Origin of the sequence: Kitasatospora sp. CMC57 (genome assembly GCF_045866025.2) — a bacterium.
In the GTDB taxonomy this organism is placed as follows: domain Bacteria; phylum Actinomycetota; class Actinomycetes; order Streptomycetales; family Streptomycetaceae; genus Kitasatospora.
In genome coordinates this window covers 544,272-563,137 of record NZ_AP035881.2, presented here as the reverse complement: position 1 = coordinate 563,137, position 18,866 = coordinate 544,272, and the positions used below count along the sequence as shown (strand labels likewise).

The following is an 18,866-nucleotide window of genomic DNA, read 5'->3' as shown; positions in this document are numbered from 1 at the left end:
GAGCCGGGCGCCACCGCGGGGTCAGGAGCGCAGCCGGAGCACCGATTCGAGGACGTCACCGAGCACCGCGTCCGGGTCGGGCGCCGACCCCTCGGCCCGCCAGGCCACGAACCCGTCCGGCCGGACCAGCACCGCGCCCTCGGCGCTGGTGCCGTACGCCGAGGCCCAGTCGGTGCCGGGCTCGGGCGCCAGCTCGAACGCCGGGTCGGTGCCGATCCGGTACGCCTCCAGCGGGACGCCCAGCCGCTCGGCGGCCCGCTGGGCCGCCGCGAACCAGGCGCCGCCCTCCGGCCCGGTGAGCAGCGTCGGCGAGGTCTCGAACAGGTCCAGGGTGGAGAGCCGGACACCCGCGTGGCGGACCCAGACGTGCGGTGCCCGGCTGCCCGGCTCGCCCGCCGCCTCGAACCGCTCCGGTACGGCGGGGGCGGCAGGGTCGGTGCCGACCACCGCACCGACCGGGTAGCGGTAGCCGAGCGCGACGGCCAGCACGTTGGCCTGCCGGCCGGTGCCGGGCGTCGCCTCGTACCCCGGGTGCTTGTGCTCTGCGGAGCGCGCGGAGGCGCGCGCGCTGGTCGCGCGCGCCACCGGCCTGCGCTCCTCGCCGTACGTGTCCAGCAGCCCGGGCCCGGCCCAGCCACCCAGGACGGCGGCCAGCTTCCAGGCCAGGTTGTGGGCGTCCTGGATGCCGGTGTTGGAGCCGAAGGCGCCGGTCGGCGACATCTCGTGCGCGGAGTCGCCCGCGAGGAAGACCCGGCCCACGCCGTAGCGCTCGGCGACCCGTTCGGCCGCGTGCCAGGGGGCCTTGCCGGTGATCTCGACCTCCAGGTCGGGCACGCCGACGGCCGCCCTGATGTGGGCGATGCAGCGCTCGTCGGTGAAGTCCTCCAGTGTCTCGCCCCGGTCCGGCTGCCAGGGGGCGTGGAAGACCCACTGCTCCTGGTTGTCCACCGGGAGCAGTGCGCCCGGCCCCTGAGGGTTGGTCAGGTAGCAGGCGATGAACCGCCGGTCACCGACCACGTCCGCGATCCGCTTGGCCCGGAAGGTGATGCTGACGTTGTGGAACAGGTCGCCCGGCCCGTCCTGACCGATGCCCAGCCGTTCCCTGACCGGGCTGCGCGGCCCGTCGGCGGCGATCAGGTAGTCGGCGCGGACGGTGCGCCGCTCACCACTCTCCCGGTCCCGCAGCACGGCCGTCACCCCGTCGGCGTCCTGCTCGAAGCCGACCAGCTCGGTGCCGAACCGCAGCTCCCCGGTGAGTTCTCGGGCCCGGTGCAGCAGGACCGGCTCCAGGTCGTTCTGGCTGCACAGGCACCAGCCGGACGGGCTGAACCTGGCCAGGCCGCCGCCGGGGTCGATCTCCTTGAACAGCCACTCCTGGTCCAGCCCGGCCAGCGTGTCGGCCTGCAGGATGCCGTGGTTCTCGGCCAGCACCGAGGCGGCCTCGCGGATCTCCTGCTCTACCGCCGCCACCCGGAACAGCTCCATCGTCCGGACGTTGTTGCCGCGTCCGCGCGGGTGGTGCGAGGTACCCGCGTGTTTCTCGACCAGCAGGTGTCCCACACCCAGCCGGCCCAGGAACAGCGAGGCGGACAGTCCCACCAGGGAACCGCCCACGATGAGGACCGGCACCCGGTCCTCGGCCTTCGAGTTCATCGATCGCTCCAGTCTGTACGCGGCGTGCGGCAGGTCGGCGCCGACGCCGTGGTCGGAAGGTCCAGCTCCAGCCTCGGGGGCGGGCCGGGTTGACGCTCGGTCAGCTACGCCGGGGTGCCGCGGTTTCGCTCAGATGGCTTCCAGCCCTCGCGCCCCGGGTGCGGGGGAACCACGATCGAGCTCGGGCCGCAGCGGCGGCGTGACAGTCCGTGACCGGCCCCCCAGGTACCCGACTGTCCGTCCTCTGAGGAGAGCCATGACGACCCTGACCGAACCCGTGACCCGCCGTTCCGCGGCGACCACCACCCCCCGGCTCCGGGTGGTGCTGCTATGCGACATCCAGGACGGCGCTCAGCAGCGCTTCCTGGACGCGTACGAGCAGCTGCGCCACCAGGTGGCCTCGGTGCCCGGCCATGTCAGCGACCAGCTGTGCCAGTCGATCGAGGACCCGGCGCAGTGGCTGATCACCAGCGAGTGGGAGAGCGCCCGGCCCTTCCTCGCGTGGGTGGACAGTGAGGCGCACCGCGAGATGGTCCGGCCCCTGCACGGGTGCGTGCGGGACACCCGGTCCCTGCGTTTCAGCATCATGCGGGAGACCGCGGGTGCGGAGACCTTCGACGGGCCGGTGCCGGTCACCGACGGCGTGGTCCGGCACGCCCTCACGTTCACGGTGAAGCCGGGCAGCGAGCGCAAGGTGACCGAGATCCTGGCGGGTTACACCTCGCCCGCCGCCCAGGTGGACGAGCGCACCCGTCTGCTCAGGACCTCGCTGTTCATGCGCGGCAACCGGGTGGTGCGCTCCGTCGAGGTGGCCGGGGATCTGGCGGCCGCGCTGCGCCACGTGGCGCAGCAGCCCGAGGTCAGGGCGGTCGAGGAGGCCATCAACCCGTACCTCGAGCAGGCCCGCGACCTCTCGGACGCGGAGTCCGCGCGCTCCTTCTTCATGCGGGCCGCGCTGCCCGCGGTCCACCATGTGGCGGCGCCCGAGGTGCCGTCGCCCGGGATCACCCGGCACGCTCTGAGCTATCCGGTCCGGACCGGCTGCGGGGCGGCGGTCGCCGCACTGCTGGCCCGTCAGGACCGGCTCGCGGTCGAGGAGCGGACCGGGCCGCTGATGGCCAGCACCGTCTTCCAGCGTGAGGACACCGTGGTCCGGGTGGTGGACCTGACCGCCCCGCCCGAGTCGGTCCCCGACCTGGCGCTCGGCGTCGTCGGCGACCGCGCCGTGGGTGTGTTCAGCCGACTGGTCGACCTCGGCGGCCACGACCTGCGGGTCGCTCCCGAACTCGGCCGGTTCCTCGGCGAGTGCCGGATGTCCCTCGTCACCGACCGGTGTGCCAAGGACTCCTGAGCAGGTGACCAACCGTCAGGGACCTTCCCTGTCCAGCTATTCGGAGGAAGTCTTCATGACCACGCAGTTCCCACGCATCGTGCACGTCGACGAGGCCGAACCCAACCGACGACGTGGCGGCGACCTGCGCGCCATGCTCACCCCGACCGCGGTGGGCGCCACCAGCGGCTTCATGGGGCTGGCGATCGTGCAGCCGGGTGAGCGGATCGGCGAGCACTACCACCCGTACTCCGAGGAGTTCGTCTACGTGGTCGAGGGCAGGCTGGAGGTGGACCTCGACGGCGTCCCGCACGCCCTCGGCGCCGACCAGGGCCTGATGATCCCGATCGGGATGCGCCACCGGTTCCGCAACGTCGGGCGCACCGAGGCCCGGATGGTCTTCCACCTCGGCCCGCTTGCCCCCCGGCCGGAGCTCGGGCACGTCGACACCGAGGACACCCCGGAGAGCCAGCCGCCGGAACGCGCCGGGGTCGTCTCATGAGCCGACGGGTGGCGGTGACCGGCATCGGCATCGTCGCCCCCGGAGGCCACGGAGTCCGGGCGTTCTGGGAGCTGCTCACCGCCGGCCGCACCGCGACCCGCGGCATCACGCTCTTCGATCCTGCGGGCTTCCGGTCCCGGATCGCCGCCGAGTGCGACTTCGACCCGGTGGCGGCCGGGCTGGACGGCGAACAGATCGCGCGCTCGGACCGGTACGTCCAGTTCGCGCTGGTGGCCGCCGCCGAGGCGGTCCGGGACGCCGGTCTCGACGTGGCGGCCGAGGACCCCTGGCGGATCGGGGTGTCGCTGGGCACCGCCGTCGGTGGCACCACCCGGCTGGAGCGGGACTACGCCGAGGTCAGCAGCTCGGGCGCCCGCTGGGACGTCGACCACCGCAAGGCCGCGCCGCACCTGCACCGGGCGTTCGCCCCGAGCACGCTGGCCTCGGCGGTGGCCGAACAGACCGGCGCGTACGGCCCCGTGCAGACTGTCTCGACCGGCTGCACCTCGGGCCTGGACGCGGTCGGGTACGCCTTCCAGGCGATCGAGGACGGCCGGGCCGACGTCTGCATCGCCGGCGCCTCGGACTCGCCGATCTCGCCGATCACGGTCGCCTGCTTCGACGCCATCCACGCGACCTCCGAGCGCAACGACGACCCGGCGCACGCCTCCCGCCCGTTCGACGCCAACCGGGACGGGTTCGTGCTCGGCGAGGGCGGGGCCGTCCTGGTGCTGGAGGAGCTGGAGCACGCCCGGCGCCGTGGCGCCCGGGTGTACTGCGAGATCGGCGGCTTCGCCACCTTCGGCAACGCGTACCACATGACCGGTCTCACCCAGGAGGGCCTGGAGATGTCCGAGGCGATCGACCACGCGCTGGCGCAGGCCAGGGTCGACAGCTCCGACATCGACTACGTCAACGCGCACGGCTCGGGCACCAAGCAGAACGACCGGCACGAGACGGCGGCCGTGAAGCGCTCGCTGGGCGCGCACGCGTACCGGACCCCGATGAGCTCGATCAAGTCGATGGTCGGCCACTCGCTGGGCGCCATCGGCGCGATCGAACTGGTGGCCTGCGCCCTGGCGTTGACGCACGGGGTGGTGCCGCCGACCGCCAACTACGACAGCCCGGACCCGGAGTGCGACCTCGACTACGTGCCGAGGACCGCCCGCTCCGTCCCGCTGCGCAACGTCCTCTCGGTGGGCAGCGGGTTCGGCGGATTCCAGTCCGCGGTGGTGCTCCGCAGAGAGGGGGCCCCGGCATGACCCGCACCCGACCCGAGCGCCGCGCGGTGGTCACCGGCATCGGGGTGGTGGCGCCCAACGGGATCGGCGCGGACGACTTCTGGAAGGCGACCCGCGAGGGCGTCTCCGTCCTCGGCCCGGTCACCCGCGAGGGCTGCGCACACCTCCCGCTGCGGATCGCCGGCCAGGTCGGCGGCTTCGACGCCGAGGAGAGCATCGAGGGCCGCTACCTGGTCCAGACCGACCGGTTCACGCACTACGCGATGGCCGCGGCCGACCTGGCCCTGGCGGACGCGCGGTTCGACGCCGGGGCCGCCGAGCCGTACGGCGTGGGCGTGGTGACCGCCGCCGGGTCAGGCGGCGGCGAGTTCGGTCAGCGCGAGCTGCAGCAACTCTGGTCGCAGGGGCCGCACTTCGTCGGCCCGTACCAGTCCATCGCCTGGTTCTACGCGGCCAGCACCGGCCAGATCTCGATCCGCGGCGGCTTCAAGGGGCCCTGCGCGGTGGTGGCCAGTGACGAGGCCGGTGGGCTGGACGCGCTGGCCCACGCCGTCCGCACCGTCCGGCGCGGCACCGACACCGTGGTGGTGGGCGCCGCCGAGGCGCCGCTGGCGCCGTACTCGATGGTCTGTCAGCTCGGGTACGCCGAGCTCAGCCTGAGCGAGGACCCGGACCGGGCGTACCTGCCGTTCGGTGCCGACGCCTGCGGGTTCGTCCCCGCCGAGGGCGGTGCGATGTTCGTGGTGGAGGACGAGACCTCGGCCCGGCGCCGGGGCGCCCGGATCCGGGCCGAACTTGCCGGGCACGGCGCCACCTTCACCGGGGCCTCCCGCTGGGAGGAGTCCCGGCAGGGGCTGGCGCGGGCGATCCGCGACGCGCTGGAGGAGGCGCACTGCGCCCCCGACGAGGTCGACGTGGTCTTCGCCGACGCGCTCGGGGTGCCGGAGGCGGACCGGGCCGAAGCGCTCGCGATCGCCGACGCCCTCGGCGAGCACGCGGCCCACGTCCCGGTGACCGCGCCCAAGGCAGGAACCGGCCGGTCGTACTGCGGCGCCCCGATGCTCGACACCGCCGCCGCCGTGCTCGCCATGGAACAGGGCCTGGTACCGCCCACCCCCAACGTGACCGACGTCCGCCACGGCCTCGACCTGGTGACCGGCTTCGCGCGCTCCGCCGAGCTGCGGAGCGCCCTGGTCCTGAGCCGGGGCCTGATGGGCTCGAACGCGGCCCTGGTGCTGCGCCGGGCCCAGTCCTGAACACCTCACGATCCAGTCGAAGGAGAACCACCCGATGAACCAGCACCTGACGCACGGTGAGCTCGCCGAGCTGATCAAGACCCGGGCCGGCATCGCCGTCGAACCCGAGGCGCTCCGGAGCCCCACCGCCACCTTCGAGGAGTTCGGCGTCGACTCGCTGGGCCTGCTCGGCATCGTGGGCGAGCTGGAGAACCGCTACGGCCGGCCGATCGCCCCCGGCGCCGAGATGTCCAAGTCCCCGGACGAGTTCCTCGACGCGGTCAACGCGTCCATCACGGCAGGAGCCTGAGATGGCCGGCCACACCGACAACGAGATCCTCATCGCCGCGCCCGTCGACCTGGTCTGGGAGATTACCAACGACCTGGAGAACTGGCCGCAGCTGTTCAGCGAGTACGCCGCCGTCGAGGTGCTGAAGCGCGAAGGCGAACTGACCACCTTCCGGCTGACCATGCACCCCGACGAGAACGGCACCGTCTGGAGCTGGGTCTCCGAGCGGGAGACCGACCGCGACGGCCTCGCCGTCCGGGCCAGGCGGGTGGAGCCGGGCCCGTTCCAGTTCATGGACATCCGGTGGGAGTACGCGGAGGCGCCGGACGGCACCCGGATGCGCTGGATCCAGGACTTCGCCATGAAGCCCACCGCTCCCGTCGACGACGAAGCCATGACCAACCACATCAACCGCAACTCGCGGACCCAGATGGAGCTGATCAGGGACAAGGTCGAGAAGCGGATCGGGGCGTGAACACGATGCACCGCGCCCTCATCGTCGCCCGGATGAAGCCCGACTCGGCCGACGGCATCGCCGAGGTCTTCGGCAAATCCGACCAGGGCGAACTGCCGCACCTGATCGGCGTCACCGGCCGCAGCCTGTTCCAGTTCGGCGACCTCTACCTGCACCTGATCGAGGCCGAACGACCCCCGGGCCCCGAGGTCGCCAAGCTGGCCAAGCACCCGGAGTTCCAGGACGTCAGCCGGCTGCTCACGGCCTATGTCCAGGCCTACGACCCGGCGACCTGGCGCGAGCCCAAGGACGCCATGGCCCGGGAGTTCTACCGCTGGGAGCGCGTCGGCAGCGCGTGACACCACCTGTTCCACACCGCCGGAGGAGGAACCATCCACATGGCCGAGACCGAGGAACCGCCCGACTGGGTGCGGTGCGAGGGCTGCGCCGCGCTGGTCTACGGCAAGCGCTTCGTGAGGGCCCTGAGGGTCTGTCCGGAGTGCGGCCGGCACGCCAGGCTGACGGCCCACCAACGGCTGGAGCAACTGCTCGACCCGGGCTCGGCGGCGCCGATCGACCACGTGGAGCCCCTGCACGACCCGCTGGAGTTCGTCGACAGCCGGCCCTACCCGGACCGGCTGCTCGACGCCCGTACCAGCACCGGCCTGCACGAGGCCGTGGTCTGCGCGACCGGCCGGATCGAGGACCAGCCCGTCGTGGTGGCCGCTATGGACTTCCGCTTCCTCGGCGGCAGCCTCGGCTGCGGCGTCGGAGCGCTGATCACCGAGGCCGCGCACACCAGCCTCCGGCTGAAGGTCCCGCTGCTGTTGGTGACCGCCTCCGGTGGCGCCCGGATGCAGGAGGGCGTGCTCTCCCTGATGCAGATGGCCAAGACTGCGCTGGCCCTGGCCGAACTCGACGAGGCGGGCATCCTGGTGGTCTCGCTGATCACCGACCCGACGTACGGGGGAGTGGCGGCGTCCTTCGCCACCCTGGCCGACGTGATCATCGCCGAGCCGGGCGCCCGGATGGGCTTCGCCGGGCCGCGAGTGATCGAGCAGACCACCGGCGAGAGCCTGCCGGAGGGCTTCCAGACCGCCGAGTTCCTGCTCGAACACGGCATGGTGGACGACGTGGTGGCGCGCTCCGCACTGCGCCCCACCCTCGGCCGGTTGCTCGGCCTGCGCTCACCCCGCGACCGGGTGAGCCCCGTCGCGGACTCCCCGCCGGAGGAGCTGATCAGCAGTCAGCTGGACGAGGTGTTGGAACGCGACTCCTGGGAGTCGGTCCGGCTGGCCAGGCACCCGGACCGGCCGACCACCCTCGACTACGTGGGCCACCTGATCGACGACTTCCAGGAGTTGCACGGCGACCGGCTCACCGAGGACTGCCCTGCCATCGTCGGCGGGCCCGGACGGCTGGCCGGGCTGCCGGTGATGCTGATCGGGCACCACAAGGGCGGCCCCGACCTGGCCGAACGGCAGCGCCGCCGGTTCGGCATGGCGGCCCCCGCCGGCTACCGGAAGGCGGCCCGGCTGATGCGGATGGCCGCCAAACTCGGCCTCCCGCTGGTCACCCTGATCGACACCCCCGGCGCCAACCCGGGGCCGGACGCCGAACAGGGCGGCCAGGCGAACGCCATCGCCGAGAACCTGCGGCTGATGGCCCGGCTCCCGGTCCCGATCGTCTCCGTGCTCATCGGCGAGGGCGGCAGCGGCGGCGCGCTCGCCCTGGCCGTCGCCGACCGGGTGCTGATCTGCGCCAACGGCGTCTACTCGGTGATCAGCCCCGAGGGCTGCGCCGCCATCCTGTGGAAGGACCGGACGGCCGCGCCCGCCGCGGCGGCCGCCCTGCGGGTGCACGCCGGGGACCTGCTGCGGCTCGGCATCGTCGACGGCATCGTCCCCGAGCCCCCCGACGGCGCGCACCAGGACCACGCGGGAGCCGCCACCATGCTGGGCGCCGCCCTGACCGGCGCGCTCGACGAGCTGATCCCGTGGGAGCCCGAACAGCTGCTCCAGGAACGCAAGAGCCGGTTCCACGACTTCGGCCTCGCGGCGAAGCCCCCGGCGGGAAGAGGTGCTGAGTGACCACCAGGAACGTCCCCCAGGAGAACGGCCGGTCCGCGCCGGCCCGGAGCATCATCTTCGGCCCGCCGGAACCGGACCACCCGGCGGATCTGGGCCAGGTCTGCCGCAGCGTGGCGGAGCTGGCCAGGACCGCCCCGAGGCCGCCCAGCAGAATCCGCCTGCAGCACGGCGGCACCACGGTGGAGATGGAGTGGCCGGACCAGCCGGTGGCCGCCGTCGCCCCGGCCGCCGCCCCGGCTCCGGCTCAGGCAGCTGAGGAGAGCGGCCTGAGCTATGTGTGCGCGCCGATGGTGGGCACTTTCTACCTCGCGCGCGAGCCGGGGGCCGCGCCACTGGTCGCGATCGGCGACCTGGTCACGCCAGGGCAGCCGGTCGGGATCCTGGAGGTCATGAAGATGATGAGCACCGTCGAGGCGGACACGGCGGGACGGGTCGTGGAGATCCTGACGTCGGACGCCACACCGGTCGAGTTTCAGCAGCGCCTGATCGCCCTGGAGCCGGTGGTCGCGGCACCGGGTGAGGACGGCTGAGATGTTCTCGACCGTCCTCATCGCCAACCGGGGCGAGATCGCCCTGCGGGTCGCCCGGACCTGCCGTGAACTCGGCATCCGTACGGTGGCCGTCCACTCCACGGCGGACCGCGACTCCGCGGTGGTCCGGTTCGCCGACCAGGCCGTGCACATCGGCCCGGCGCCGTCCAGGAGCAGCTACCTGCACATCCCCTCGATCATCGAGGCGGCCCTCCAGACCGGGGCGGAGGCGATCCACCCCGGCTACGGGTTCCTCTCGGAGGACCCGGACTTCGCGGAGATCTGCGAGGCCAACGGCATCACGTTCGTCGGCCCGCCGCCTGAGCTGATGCAGCAGCTCGGCGACAAGGCGGTGGCCAGGGCGCTGATGGCGCGGGCCGGACTGCCCGTCCTGCCGGGCAGCGAAGGCGCGTTGAGCGGGCCGGCCGAGGCCGAGGAGACCGCGCAGCGCGTCGGGTACCCGGTGATCCTCAAGGCCGTGGCGGGCGGCGGCGGCCGGGGGATGGCGGTGGTCCGCGACCCGGCCGACCTGCTGCGCGCCTACGGGGAGACCCGGGCTCACGCGCGGGCGATCTTCGGCGACGAACGGCTCTACCTGGAGCGCTTCGTGGACGACGCCAGGCACGTCGAGGTGCAGGTGATCTGTGACCGGCACGGGTCCGCCGTCCACCTCGGTGAGCGGGACTGCTCGGTCCAGCGCCGCCACCAGAAGTTGATCGAGGAGTCCCCGGGGCCCAACCTCCCGCCGGAGCTGCGGGAGGCGATGTGCGCCGCTGCGGTCCAGGGCGCCCTGGCGGTCGACTACGTGGGGGCGGCCACCTTCGAGTTCGTCCTCGCGTCGTCGCACGAGTTCTACCTGATGGAGATCAACTGCCGTCTACAGGTGGAGCATCCGGTGACGGAGATGGTCACCGGAATCGACCTCGTGCGCGAACAGCTGACCGTGGCGGCCGGGCTGCCGTTGACGATGCGCCAGGAGGACGTCAGGCCGAGGGGCGTGGCCGTGGAGTGCCGGGTCAACGCCGAGGACCCGGACCGCGAATTCGTACCGACGCCCGGTCTGCTCACCGAGTTCGTGCCGCCGGGCGGTCAGTTCGTCCGGATGGACACCCACGCCTACCCCGGCTGGTACGTCGGTCCCGACTACGACTCGCTGCTCGCCAAGGCGGTCGTCTGGGCGCCCGACCGGGAGCAGGCGCTGGCCCGGATGGACCGCGCCCTGGGCGAGTTCAGGATCGACGGGCCCGGGCTGCGGACCACCACCGGGTTCCTGCGCCGGGTGCTCGCCCGTCCGGAGTTCCGCGCGGGAGCGCACACCACCGGGCTGGTCGACACGATGACGGAGGAGGCCCGCGCGTCGGTGACGGCCGGAGCGTGACGAGAGCTGCCGGTGCCGGGTGACCCGAACGGGTCACCCGGCACCGGCATGTGACGGATCATCAGTGATCGACTCCCCTGATGCCACGCCCCGGTGGCGGGCAACTGTGCCAAGACAGACGGTGATTGAGGTACTACTGCGACTCTCCTGCCGACGCCGTGTCGGCGATCGCCCGGAGTACCGGAAGGGCCATCCTCATGCGTTCCGCACGTACCCTGCTGACCGGTGCCGCGCTCGCGGCCACCGTCCTGCTGGCCGCCCCGGCCGCGTACGCCGAAGACGGTGCCACCGAACTGACCTGGGAGCAGAAGCAGGCCAAGGCCGCCACCACGGAAGGGCAGAAAACCTGGGAGGAGAAGCAGGCGACCGGCAAGCCGGACGGCAGCGCCACCCAGGACGAGGCGACGACCGAGTACAAGCAGCCCAAGGGCGGCGTGCAGGCCGGCGGCGGCGGTACGGCCCTCTCCGGCGGTGGGCTCGCGGTGGGCGCGGTCCTGCTGGCCGGCGGCCTCGGGGTCGGCGCCCACCTGCTCCGCCGCCGTCCGGGCGTCACCGGTACGGCCTGAGCTTCCGGCACAACGCGATCCGGCCTCGCCCTTGGTGGGCGAGGCCGGATCGCGTTGCGCGGGGTCAGGCGGGGAGCGTGCAGTCGAAGGCGTGCAGGTACGGGTTCACCGGTCGGACGTCCCGGACGTGCAGGCCGGCCTCGCCCAGCAGGGCGAGCAGGCTCTCCCTGGAGTGCTTCGCCCCACCGACGTTGAGCAGCAGCATCAGGTCCATCCCGGTGGTGAACCGCATCGAGGGGGTGTCGTCGACAAGGTTCTCGACCACCACCACCCGGGCGCCCGGGCGGGCGGTCGCCACCACGTTGCGCAGCGTGCGGCGGGTGCTCTCGTCGTCCCACTCCAGGATGTTCTTGATGATGTAGAGGTCCGCCCTGACGGGGATCTCGACCCGGCAGTCGCCGGGCACCAGCTCCGCCCGGTCGGCCAGCGGACCACCGGCGCGGAGCCGGGGATCGGCGTGGGCCACCACCTGCGGCAGGTCGAGGAGCGTCCCGTGGAGTCCGGGGTGCTTCTCCAGCAGTCCGGCCAGCACGTGTCCCTGGCCGCCGCCGATGTCGACCACGCTGGTCACGCCGTCGAGGTCGAGGAAGGCGGCCAGATCGGCCGCGGACTGGCGGCTGGAGTGGGTCATCGCCTTGTTGAACACCTGCGCCGAGTCGTCGGCGTCGTCGTGCAGGTACTCGAAGAACTCCTTCCCGTACAGGTCGGGGAAGATGTTGCGGCCGGTGCGGACCGCGTCGTCCAGCCGGGGCCAGGCGTCCCAGGTCCACGGTTCCGTGCACCACAGGGCGATGTACCGCAGGCTGTTCGGGGCGTCCTCGCGCAGCTGCCTGGACATGTCGGTGTGGGCGAAGCGGTCGTCGTCGGTCTCGGTGAAGACGCCGTAGCAGGAGAGCGCGCGGAGCAGTCGGCGGAGCGGCTTCGGCTCGGCCTGGACGGCGGCGGCGAGTTCCTCGGCGGTCATCGGCCGGTCGTCCAGGACGTCGGCGATCCGCAGCGAGGCGGCGGCGCGGACGGCGGCGGCGCAGGCCGCGCCGAAGACCAGTTCGCGCAGTCGCATCGCGGACTGGGGGGAGGTGGTCTGTTGCTGTGCGGTGGTCATCAGGGCCTCTCGGGGGCGAGGGTCGGGCGAGGGTCAGCAGCGGCCGGTCGGCTCGGAGAGCCCACAGGTGTTCCCGGCGAAGGTGTGGCCCTCCCCGGTGTCACGGTCGGCGAGGTCGGCGGGGCCGTTGTGCAGGGCGACGTTGTCCTTGACGGTGATCCGGGCGTTGGGGGCGCCCACGATGCTGCGGAAGAGCACGATGCCGCCGGACATCTCCGAGGCGCCGGTGTTGTCCTCCACCCGGTTGCCCGTCACCAGAGTGTCCTCCGCGCCGGTCAGCAGGATGCCGGTGCCTTGGATGGCACCGAGTCGGGGGGTGGCGGCGCAGTACTTGTTGTTCTCGTACACGTGGTTCTGACGGACGGTCAGGGCGCCCGCCCGGGGCACGCCCTCGTCGCCGACCACGAACACCCCACCGCAGTTGGCGGAGACGCTGTTGTGGTCGACCGTCAGGTCCCTGGCGCGGCGGAGCACGACGCCGATGCGGTTGCCGGTCAGCAGGTTGCGGCTGATCACGGTGCCCCGGGTGTCGAGAGCGCCGCCCTCCTCATCCACCGAGTTGGCCAGGAAGACGCCGGACTGGCCGTTGTCCCTGGACTCGTTGTCGGTGATCGAGGACCGGGTGGAACGCTCCAGGCTGATGCCCTGCTGGCCGTTGTCCCTGACCAGCAGGCGGTGCACGGAGAGCCCGTCGGTCCGGGAGGCGGAGAAGCCGTTCTTGGGGAAGCCCTCCACCGTCAGCGACTCGATCCGGACACCGGAGAGCACCCGGTCCGCCGTACCGGTGACGCAGAGGCCGTGACCGGCGGTGGCGCAGGCGGACCCGGACGGCCCGGCGGCCGGTGCGATCACGGTGGCGGGGCCGATCCCACGGAGCGTCAGCTTCGGGACGGTGATCTGGACGTTCTCCCGGTAGGTACCGGGCAGGAGTTGGACGATGTCTCCGGGGTGGGCGCCGTCGACCGCCTGCTGGATCGACTCGCCGGGGTGGACCACGTGCACCGGGCTCGCTGCCTGGGCCGGTGGGGCCACTCCCAGGCTCGACAGGAGTACGGCGGCAGCGCCTGCCAGGGAGTGGATGGGTCGGATGGGCATGGGGTGGTGACCTGCCTTCGGGATTCCGCCGGCGCCGGCCGGAGCACGGCAGTCGGGAGTGTGCGACCCTGCCGACGCTAGGGCGGATCACCAGCGGTCGCCACCCAAGGTGTACGGGCCGTCACCCGAAGTGAGGCATGGCCGGGCCGGACGGGCGGTGCTACTTTCCCGGGCCCTCGGCGAAGCCGTTGTAGATGTAGCGCCGGAGGAAGAGGAAGACCAGCAGGGTCGGGACGATGACCAGGACGGCGCCGGCCGAGATGGCCACCGCGGCCGGGATCATCAGGACGTCGCCGTAGTCCTCGGTGTTGAGGCGGATCTTCACCTCGGACTCGTAGTTGGTGATGCCCTCGAACTTGACCTTGACGTGCGGGTAGGTCTTGTTGAACTCGGCGGTGTAGGCGTCCATCTCACCGTTCTTCACCAGGTCGGTGCGGTGCGTCAGGACCTTGATCCCGCCCGAGACGCTGCCCGGGTCGCTCGGCGCCGCAGCCGCTCCTCCGGTGGTGGTCCCTCCGCCGCCGCACCCTGCGGCCGTCAGGGCGGCGAGGGCTGCGAACGCTCCGGCAAGGCGCTTTCTGGCCATGTGCCTGGCTCCTTCCAACGGTCTGGCCGAGGTGTCCGGCTAGCTGCCCGGAACTATGTCCGGAAGTGAATCGGTAAAGTGGAAGTTTCCAGCGCAATGCTCAATTGTTACCGACGGTTGGAGTCGATATGGAAAAAACCAGTTCAATGCGGGGTCAGTGAACTTAACAGCGCGAGAAATCCACGAAACCAGTTTATGGACACAGCGGGCGTCGAGGGCTAGGTTTGCCCCGCTCGCATCCGTGGGCCTGGTTCAGCCGATTGGAGTCCCCGATGAAGGACGTCACCCAGCTCGACCGGGGCTGGAGCCTGCACCACGACGGGTCGGTACTGCCCGCCCGGGTCCCGGGCTGCGTCCACACCGACCTGCTGACGGCCGGTCTGATCCCTGACCCGTTCATCGCGGCCAACGAGCACGAGGTGGCCTGGGTGGGCCACCGGGACTGGACCTACGAGACCGAGCTCACCGCCACCGAAGGCCACGAGCGGACCGACCTCGTCTTCGACGGCCTCGACACGGCGGCGCGCATCACCCTGGGCAGCGCCGAGCTGGGCCGGACCCGCAACATGCACCGCAGCCACCGCTTCGACGTCACCGGACTGGCCGGACGACTCGGCGTCCACTTCACCAGCGCGTATCAGGAGGCCGCCGAGGTCCGGGCGCTCACCGGTGGCCGGCCCAACGTCTATCCCGAGCCGTTCCAGTACATCCGCAAGATGGCCAGCAGCTTCGGCTGGGACTGGGGCCCGACCCTCCCCACCGCCGGCATCTGGCGGCCGGTCAGGCTGGAGCACTGGTCCACCGCCCGGCTCGCCCAGGTGCGTCCGCTGGTCACCGTCGAGGACGGCACCGGCCGGGTCGAACTCCGCCTGACGGTCGAGCGGACCGAGCAGGGCGCCGGACGGCCCCTCACCGTCCGGGCGACGGTGGGCGGCGCCGAGGCGACCGCCGTCCTCGACGGCGACGAGTCCGTGCTGGTCGTCGAGGTCGCCGACCCCGCACTCTGGTGGCCCCGGGGCCAGGGCGAACAGGCCCGGTACGACCTGGCGGTGACGCTCGCCGACGAGCACGGGCCGCTGGACAGCTGGCACCGCAGGATCGGCTTCCGCACCGTCGAGCTGGACCGCTCGCCCGACGAGTACGGGACCGGGTTCACCCTGGTGGTCAATGGCGTCCGCCTGTTCACCCGGGGCGTCAACTGGATCCCGGACGACGCCCTGGTCAGCCGGGTGACGCCCGAGCGCTACCGGGACCGCCTCACCCGGGCTGCCGAGGCCAACGTCGACCTGGTCAGGATCTGGGGCGGCGGCATCTACGAGGACGAGGCGTTCTACGACGCCTGCGACGAGCTCGGCCTGATGGTCTGGCAGGACTTCCTGTTCGCCTGCGCCGCGTACCCCGAGGAGCAGCCTCTGCGCGGCGAGGTCGAGGCGGAGGCCCGGGAGAACGTCGTACGGCTGATGCCGCACCCGAGCCTGGTGCTCTGGAACGGCAACAACGAGAACTTCTGGGGCTTCCGCGACTGGGGGTGGGAGCCGGAGTTGGCCGGCGACTCCTGGGGCGAGGGCTACTACCTCGGCATGTTGCCGCGCATCGTCGCCGAACTCGACCCCACCCGCCCCTACGCGGCCGGCAGCCCCTGGTCCGGTTCCTGGGATCACCACCCGAACGACCCTGACCACGGCACCCACCACTCCTGGGAGGTTCGGAACCGCCAGGACTACGCCGAGTACCGCGCCACCGTCCCCCGCTTCGTCGCCGAGTTCGGCTGGCAGGCCCCACCCGCCCACGCCACCCTGCTGCGGGCGCTGCCGGGGGAGGAGCTCGCGCCTGACTCGGCCGGTATGATGCACCACCAGAAGGCCGAGGACGGCAACGGCAAGCTCGACCGGGGCGTTGGCCGACACTTCGCCCCGCCCGCCGACTTCGACCGCTGGCACTACCTCACCCAGGTCGTCCAGGCCCGAGCCGTCGCCGCCGGCATCGAACACTGGCGCTCCCACTGGCCCCGCTGCGCGGGCACCGTCGTCTGGCAGCTCAACGACTGCTGGCCCGTCTCCTCCTGGGCCGCAATCGACGGCGACGGCCGCCTCAAGCCCCTCTGGTACGAACTGCGCCGCGTCTACGCCGACCGACTCCTCACCCTGCAGCCCGGCGACCGGGACGGCGCCACCGTGGCCCTGGTGAACCAGGCGGGTACGCCGTGGACCACGACGCTGACGCTGCGTCGGATGGCGGCGGACGGCACCGTACTGGCCGAATCCGCCACGGAGCTCACGGCGGCGGCCCGGTCGGTGACCGGGTGGGAGGTGCCGTCCGGGCTGGTACCTGTCGAGGGCTCCACGAAGGAGTTCCTGGTGGCCGACGCCGACGGGCTCAGGGCGGTGCACTTCGCCGTCACCGACCGCGCGTTCGCCTACCCCGTAGCCGACTTCGACGTCAGCGTGGAACCGGTGGACGGCGACCACGATAGGGTCGACGTCGTGGTGAGCGCACGCACTCTTCTCAGGGATCTCCTGCTCCAGGCCGACCGCCTCGCGCCCGGCGCCGTGGCGGACCAGGGCCTGCTGACGCTGCTCCCCGGTGAGCGGGCCCGGATCCGGGTCACGGGAAGCGGCCCGGTCGACGCCGACTCGGTGCGGGCCGCGCTGTTCTGCGTGGAACCCGCGTGAGCACACCGGCAGACCGGATCACCATCAAGGACGTCGCCGCTCTCGCGGGGGTGTCCAAGGGTGCCGTGTCACTCGCGTTCAACCACAAGCCCGGTGTCTCGGAGGGCACCCGGGAGCGGATCTTCGCGGCGGCGGCGGAGCTGGGCTGGACGCCCTCCAGCGGAGCCAGGGGCCCGGCCGGCGGCCCCCGGCTGGACAACGTCGGCCTGGCGATCTGCCGGCCCGCCAGGTCGCTCGGCCTCGAACCCTTCTACATGGAGTTCATCTCCGGGATCGAGAGCGTGCTGGCCGACCGGTCCAGCACCCTGATGCTGCGTCTGGTGCGGGACCTGAACGAGGAGATCGCGGTCCAGCAGAGCTGGTGGAAGGCCCGGCTGGTGAGCGGTTCCGTCCTGGTCGACTTCGAGGCGAACGACCCGCGCATCCCCGCCCTGCGTGCCCTCGGCCTGCCCGCCGTCGCGGTCGGCCACCCCGCCCTGACCGGCGGATTCCCCTCGGTGTGGACGGACGACGCCACCGCCGTCGCCGAGGCGGTCCGCTACCTCGCCGCGCTCGGCCACCGGCGGATCGCCCGGGTCGGCGGCCTGGCCGGGCTCGGCCACAGCGCGATCCGGGCCAGGGCCTTCGAGGCGACCGTACGGGAACTGGGCCTCGACAGTGGCCGTCAGGTCGCGACCGCGTTCGCCGACGAGGAGGGCGCCCGCGCCACGCGTTCGCTGCTGCTGAGCCCGGAGCGGCCCACCGCGATCCTCTTCGACAACGACATCATGGCGGTCGCCGCCGCCGGGGTGGCGGCCGAGATGGGCCTGACCATCCCGGAGGACCTGTCCCTGCTCGCCTGGGACGACTCGCAGCTGTGCCGGCTGACCCATCCGCCGCTTTCGGCGATGAGCCACGACGTGCACGGTTTCGGCGCCGAGGTCGCCCGGACACTCTTCGAGGTCATCGACCGGGGCAAGGCGGACTCCCGGCAGGTGGCCACGCCGTCGCTGACCCCCCGGGGTTCCACCGGGCCGCCGCGCAGCGGGAGTTGACGGGGAGCTCCGTACCTGTGGCGGTCAGCGGGCGGCCGGGCTGGTGCTCGCCCGGGGGACGAGCCTGGCCGGCTCCACGCTCTCACTCGTGCCGGTGCCGCCGGCGGTGAGGGCGAGCAGGATCTCGGTGGCCCGCGCGCTGTAAGCCCGGATGTCGCGGGTCAGCGCGGTCAAGGCCGGGCGCACGACGCGGGTGAGCACCGAGTCGTCCCAGGCGATGATCGACAGGTCCCGGGGCACATTGACCGTCAACTCCTGGGCTGCGCCCAGACCTGCCACCGCCAGGATGTCGTTGTCGTACACGACGGCGGTCGGCCGGTCCGAGCGCAGCAGCAGGTGGCGGGTCGCGCGCGCGCCCTCGTCACCGCTGTAGTCGGTGTGGATGATGACCGGCTCCGGGAGCCCGGCGCGGAGGCACGCCTCGCGGGTGGCCTCGTCGCGGACGGCCGTGTGGGCGAAGTCCGGTGGCCCCGCCACCCGGGCGATCGTGCGGTGCCCGAGGGCGGCGAGGTACCGGACCGCTTCGGTCGCGCTCTCCGCGTCGCCCGACCAGACGCTGGGCAGCAGCTCGGAGGCGGACGGCGGTCCCAGGATCACCGCGGGCATACCGAGCTTCTCCAGCACCGGGATCCGGGAGTCCTGGAGACGGACGTTCAGGACCAGCACACCGTCCACCTGCCGCTCCGCCCACCACCGCCGGTGGATCGCCGCCTCCTCCTCGGCCGAGGCGACCATGTGCAGCATCAGCCCGTACGAGGGACCGGCGAGCACGCTCTCGATGCCGCTGATCAGCTCCATGAAGAACGGTTCGTGGGTGAGGGTGGCGGCCGGCGGGCAGAGGACCAGACCGATGGCCCTGGCACTGGCGCCCTTGAGGTTGCGGGCGGCGTTGCTGGGCCGCCAGCCGAGTTCGTCGGCAATCGCCTTGATCGCGGCCCGGGTCTCCTCGGAGACGCCGGGCCGGTCGTTGAGGGCGTAGGAGACGGCAACCTTCGAGACACCTGCTCGCTCGGCGATGTCTGCGATCGTCAGCCGCTTCATGTGCCCCTTGCCCGACCGGGTCGTCCAGTTCCCGCAATCCGCGAAAGGGTCGAGTTTAGCAGTTGCAC

Annotated in this window: 17 protein-coding genes and 2 pseudogenes; 13 read left to right on the top strand and 6 right to left on the bottom strand. The window is 72.2% G+C overall.

The features are described 5' to 3' along the window. Nucleotides 1-21 precede the first annotated feature (21 nt). Entirely contained in the window at nucleotides 22-1,653 is a 1,632-nt protein-coding gene (locus ACKUU6_RS02675; protein WP_407986771.1) for an FAD-dependent oxidoreductase, read from the bottom strand. A 256-nt stretch (nucleotides 1,654-1,909) separates the two neighbouring features. Here ACKUU6_RS02675 and ACKUU6_RS02670 point away from each other — a divergent pair, with 256 nt between their 5' ends. The 11 genes from ACKUU6_RS02670 (at nucleotide 1,910) to ACKUU6_RS02620 (ending at nucleotide 11,268) form a co-directional block, all read left to right on the top strand. Beyond that, a complete protein-coding gene (locus ACKUU6_RS02670) occupies nucleotides 1,910-3,004 on the top strand; it encodes a SchA/CurD-like domain-containing protein (protein ID WP_407986770.1) in 1,095 nt (364 codons plus the stop codon). 55 nt (nucleotides 3,005-3,059) lie between these two features. Further along, nucleotides 3,060-3,485 carry a cupin domain-containing protein gene (locus ACKUU6_RS02665; protein ID WP_407986768.1) on the top strand — a complete coding sequence of 142 codons (426 nt, stop codon included), beginning with the start codon at nucleotides 3,060-3,062 and terminating at the stop codon, nucleotides 3,483-3,485. Then, nucleotides 3,482-4,747, top strand: coding sequence for a beta-ketoacyl-[acyl-carrier-protein] synthase family protein (locus ACKUU6_RS02660; protein ID WP_407986767.1), 1,266 nt, complete (start codon nucleotides 3,482-3,484; stop codon nucleotides 4,745-4,747). Before ACKUU6_RS02665 ends, ACKUU6_RS02660 begins: the two co-directional genes overlap by 4 nt. Beyond that, complete coding sequence (locus ACKUU6_RS02655; RefSeq protein ID WP_407986766.1) at nucleotides 4,744-5,982, top strand: ketosynthase chain-length factor; 1,239 nt, start codon at nucleotides 4,744-4,746, stop codon at nucleotides 5,980-5,982. Before ACKUU6_RS02660 ends, ACKUU6_RS02655 begins: the two co-directional genes overlap by 4 nt. A 34-nt stretch (nucleotides 5,983-6,016) precedes the next feature. Further along, nucleotides 6,017-6,271 carry an acyl carrier protein gene (locus ACKUU6_RS02650; protein ID WP_407986765.1) on the top strand — a complete coding sequence of 85 codons (255 nt, stop codon included), beginning with the start codon at nucleotides 6,017-6,019 and terminating at the stop codon, nucleotides 6,269-6,271. A 1-nt stretch (nucleotide 6,272) separates the two neighbouring features. After that, entirely contained in the window at nucleotides 6,273-6,725 is a 453-nt protein-coding gene (locus ACKUU6_RS02645; RefSeq protein WP_407986764.1) for an SRPBCC family protein, read from the top strand. Nucleotides 6,726-6,730: 5 nt separating this feature from the next. Next, nucleotides 6,731-7,063, top strand: a complete 333-nt coding sequence (locus ACKUU6_RS02640) for a TcmI family type II polyketide cyclase (protein WP_407992023.1) — start codon at nucleotides 6,731-6,733, stop codon at nucleotides 7,061-7,063. A gap of 39 nt (nucleotides 7,064-7,102) precedes the next feature. Next, nucleotides 7,103-8,794 carry an acetyl-CoA carboxylase carboxyl transferase subunit alpha gene (accA, locus tag ACKUU6_RS02635; RefSeq protein ID WP_407986763.1) on the top strand — a complete coding sequence of 564 codons (1,692 nt, stop codon included), beginning with the start codon at nucleotides 7,103-7,105 and terminating at the stop codon, nucleotides 8,792-8,794. Then, a complete protein-coding gene (locus ACKUU6_RS02630; protein ID WP_407986762.1) occupies nucleotides 8,791-9,324 on the top strand; it encodes an acetyl-CoA carboxylase biotin carboxyl carrier protein in 534 nt (177 codons plus the stop codon). The genes accA and ACKUU6_RS02630 overlap by 4 nt, the downstream gene beginning before the upstream one ends. Nucleotide 9,325: 1 nt before the next feature. Then, a complete protein-coding gene (locus ACKUU6_RS02625; RefSeq protein WP_407986761.1) occupies nucleotides 9,326-10,702 on the top strand; it encodes an acetyl-CoA carboxylase biotin carboxylase subunit in 1,377 nt (458 codons plus the stop codon). Nucleotides 10,703-10,899: 197 nt separating this feature from the next. After that, the gene (locus ACKUU6_RS02620; RefSeq protein ID WP_407986760.1) at nucleotides 10,900-11,268 is read left to right on the top strand and encodes a hypothetical protein; all 369 of its coding nucleotides are present in this window, start codon (nucleotides 10,900-10,902) and stop codon (nucleotides 11,266-11,268) included. Nucleotides 11,269-11,332: 64 nt separating this feature from the next. Here the strand turns inward: ACKUU6_RS02620 and ACKUU6_RS02615 are convergent, their stop codons facing one another. The 4 genes and pseudogenes from ACKUU6_RS02615 to ACKUU6_RS02600 all read right to left on the bottom strand — a co-directional run. Beyond that, the gene (locus ACKUU6_RS02615; RefSeq protein WP_407986759.1) at nucleotides 11,333-12,370 is read right to left on the bottom strand and encodes a methyltransferase; all 1,038 of its coding nucleotides are present in this window, start codon (nucleotides 12,368-12,370) and stop codon (nucleotides 11,333-11,335) included. A 33-nt stretch (nucleotides 12,371-12,403) separates the two neighbouring features. Continuing rightward, a complete protein-coding gene (locus tag ACKUU6_RS02610) occupies nucleotides 12,404-13,465 on the bottom strand; it encodes a right-handed parallel beta-helix repeat-containing protein (RefSeq protein WP_407986758.1) in 1,062 nt (353 codons plus the stop codon). A gap of 160 nt (nucleotides 13,466-13,625) precedes the next feature. Then, nucleotides 13,626-13,727, bottom strand: a pseudogene (locus ACKUU6_RS02605) (carbohydrate ABC transporter permease); the annotation flags it as partial. Further along, nucleotides 13,728-14,051 (bottom strand): annotated as a pseudogene (locus ACKUU6_RS02600) (carbohydrate ABC transporter substrate-binding protein); the annotation flags it as partial. 272 nt (nucleotides 14,052-14,323) lie between these two features. On the opposite strand from ACKUU6_RS02600, the gene ACKUU6_RS02595 reads away from it, so the two are divergent. Together ACKUU6_RS02595 and ACKUU6_RS02590 are read left to right on the top strand one after the other, a co-directional pair. After that, the gene (locus tag ACKUU6_RS02595; protein ID WP_407986756.1) at nucleotides 14,324-16,723 is read left to right on the top strand and encodes a glycoside hydrolase family 2 protein; all 2,400 of its coding nucleotides are present in this window, start codon (nucleotides 14,324-14,326) and stop codon (nucleotides 16,721-16,723) included. Continuing rightward, nucleotides 16,720-17,757: a LacI family DNA-binding transcriptional regulator gene (locus ACKUU6_RS02590; RefSeq protein WP_407986754.1), complete on the top strand. Its 1,038-nt coding sequence runs from the start codon at nucleotides 16,720-16,722 to the stop codon at nucleotides 17,755-17,757. Before ACKUU6_RS02595 ends, ACKUU6_RS02590 begins: the two co-directional genes overlap by 4 nt. Nucleotides 17,758-17,781: 24 nt before the next feature. Here ACKUU6_RS02590 and ACKUU6_RS02585 read toward each other — a convergent pair whose 3' ends face one another. Beyond that, nucleotides 17,782-18,798, bottom strand: a complete 1,017-nt coding sequence (locus ACKUU6_RS02585; protein ID WP_407986753.1) for a LacI family DNA-binding transcriptional regulator — start codon at nucleotides 18,796-18,798, stop codon at nucleotides 17,782-17,784. Nucleotides 18,799-18,866 lie beyond the last annotated feature (68 nt).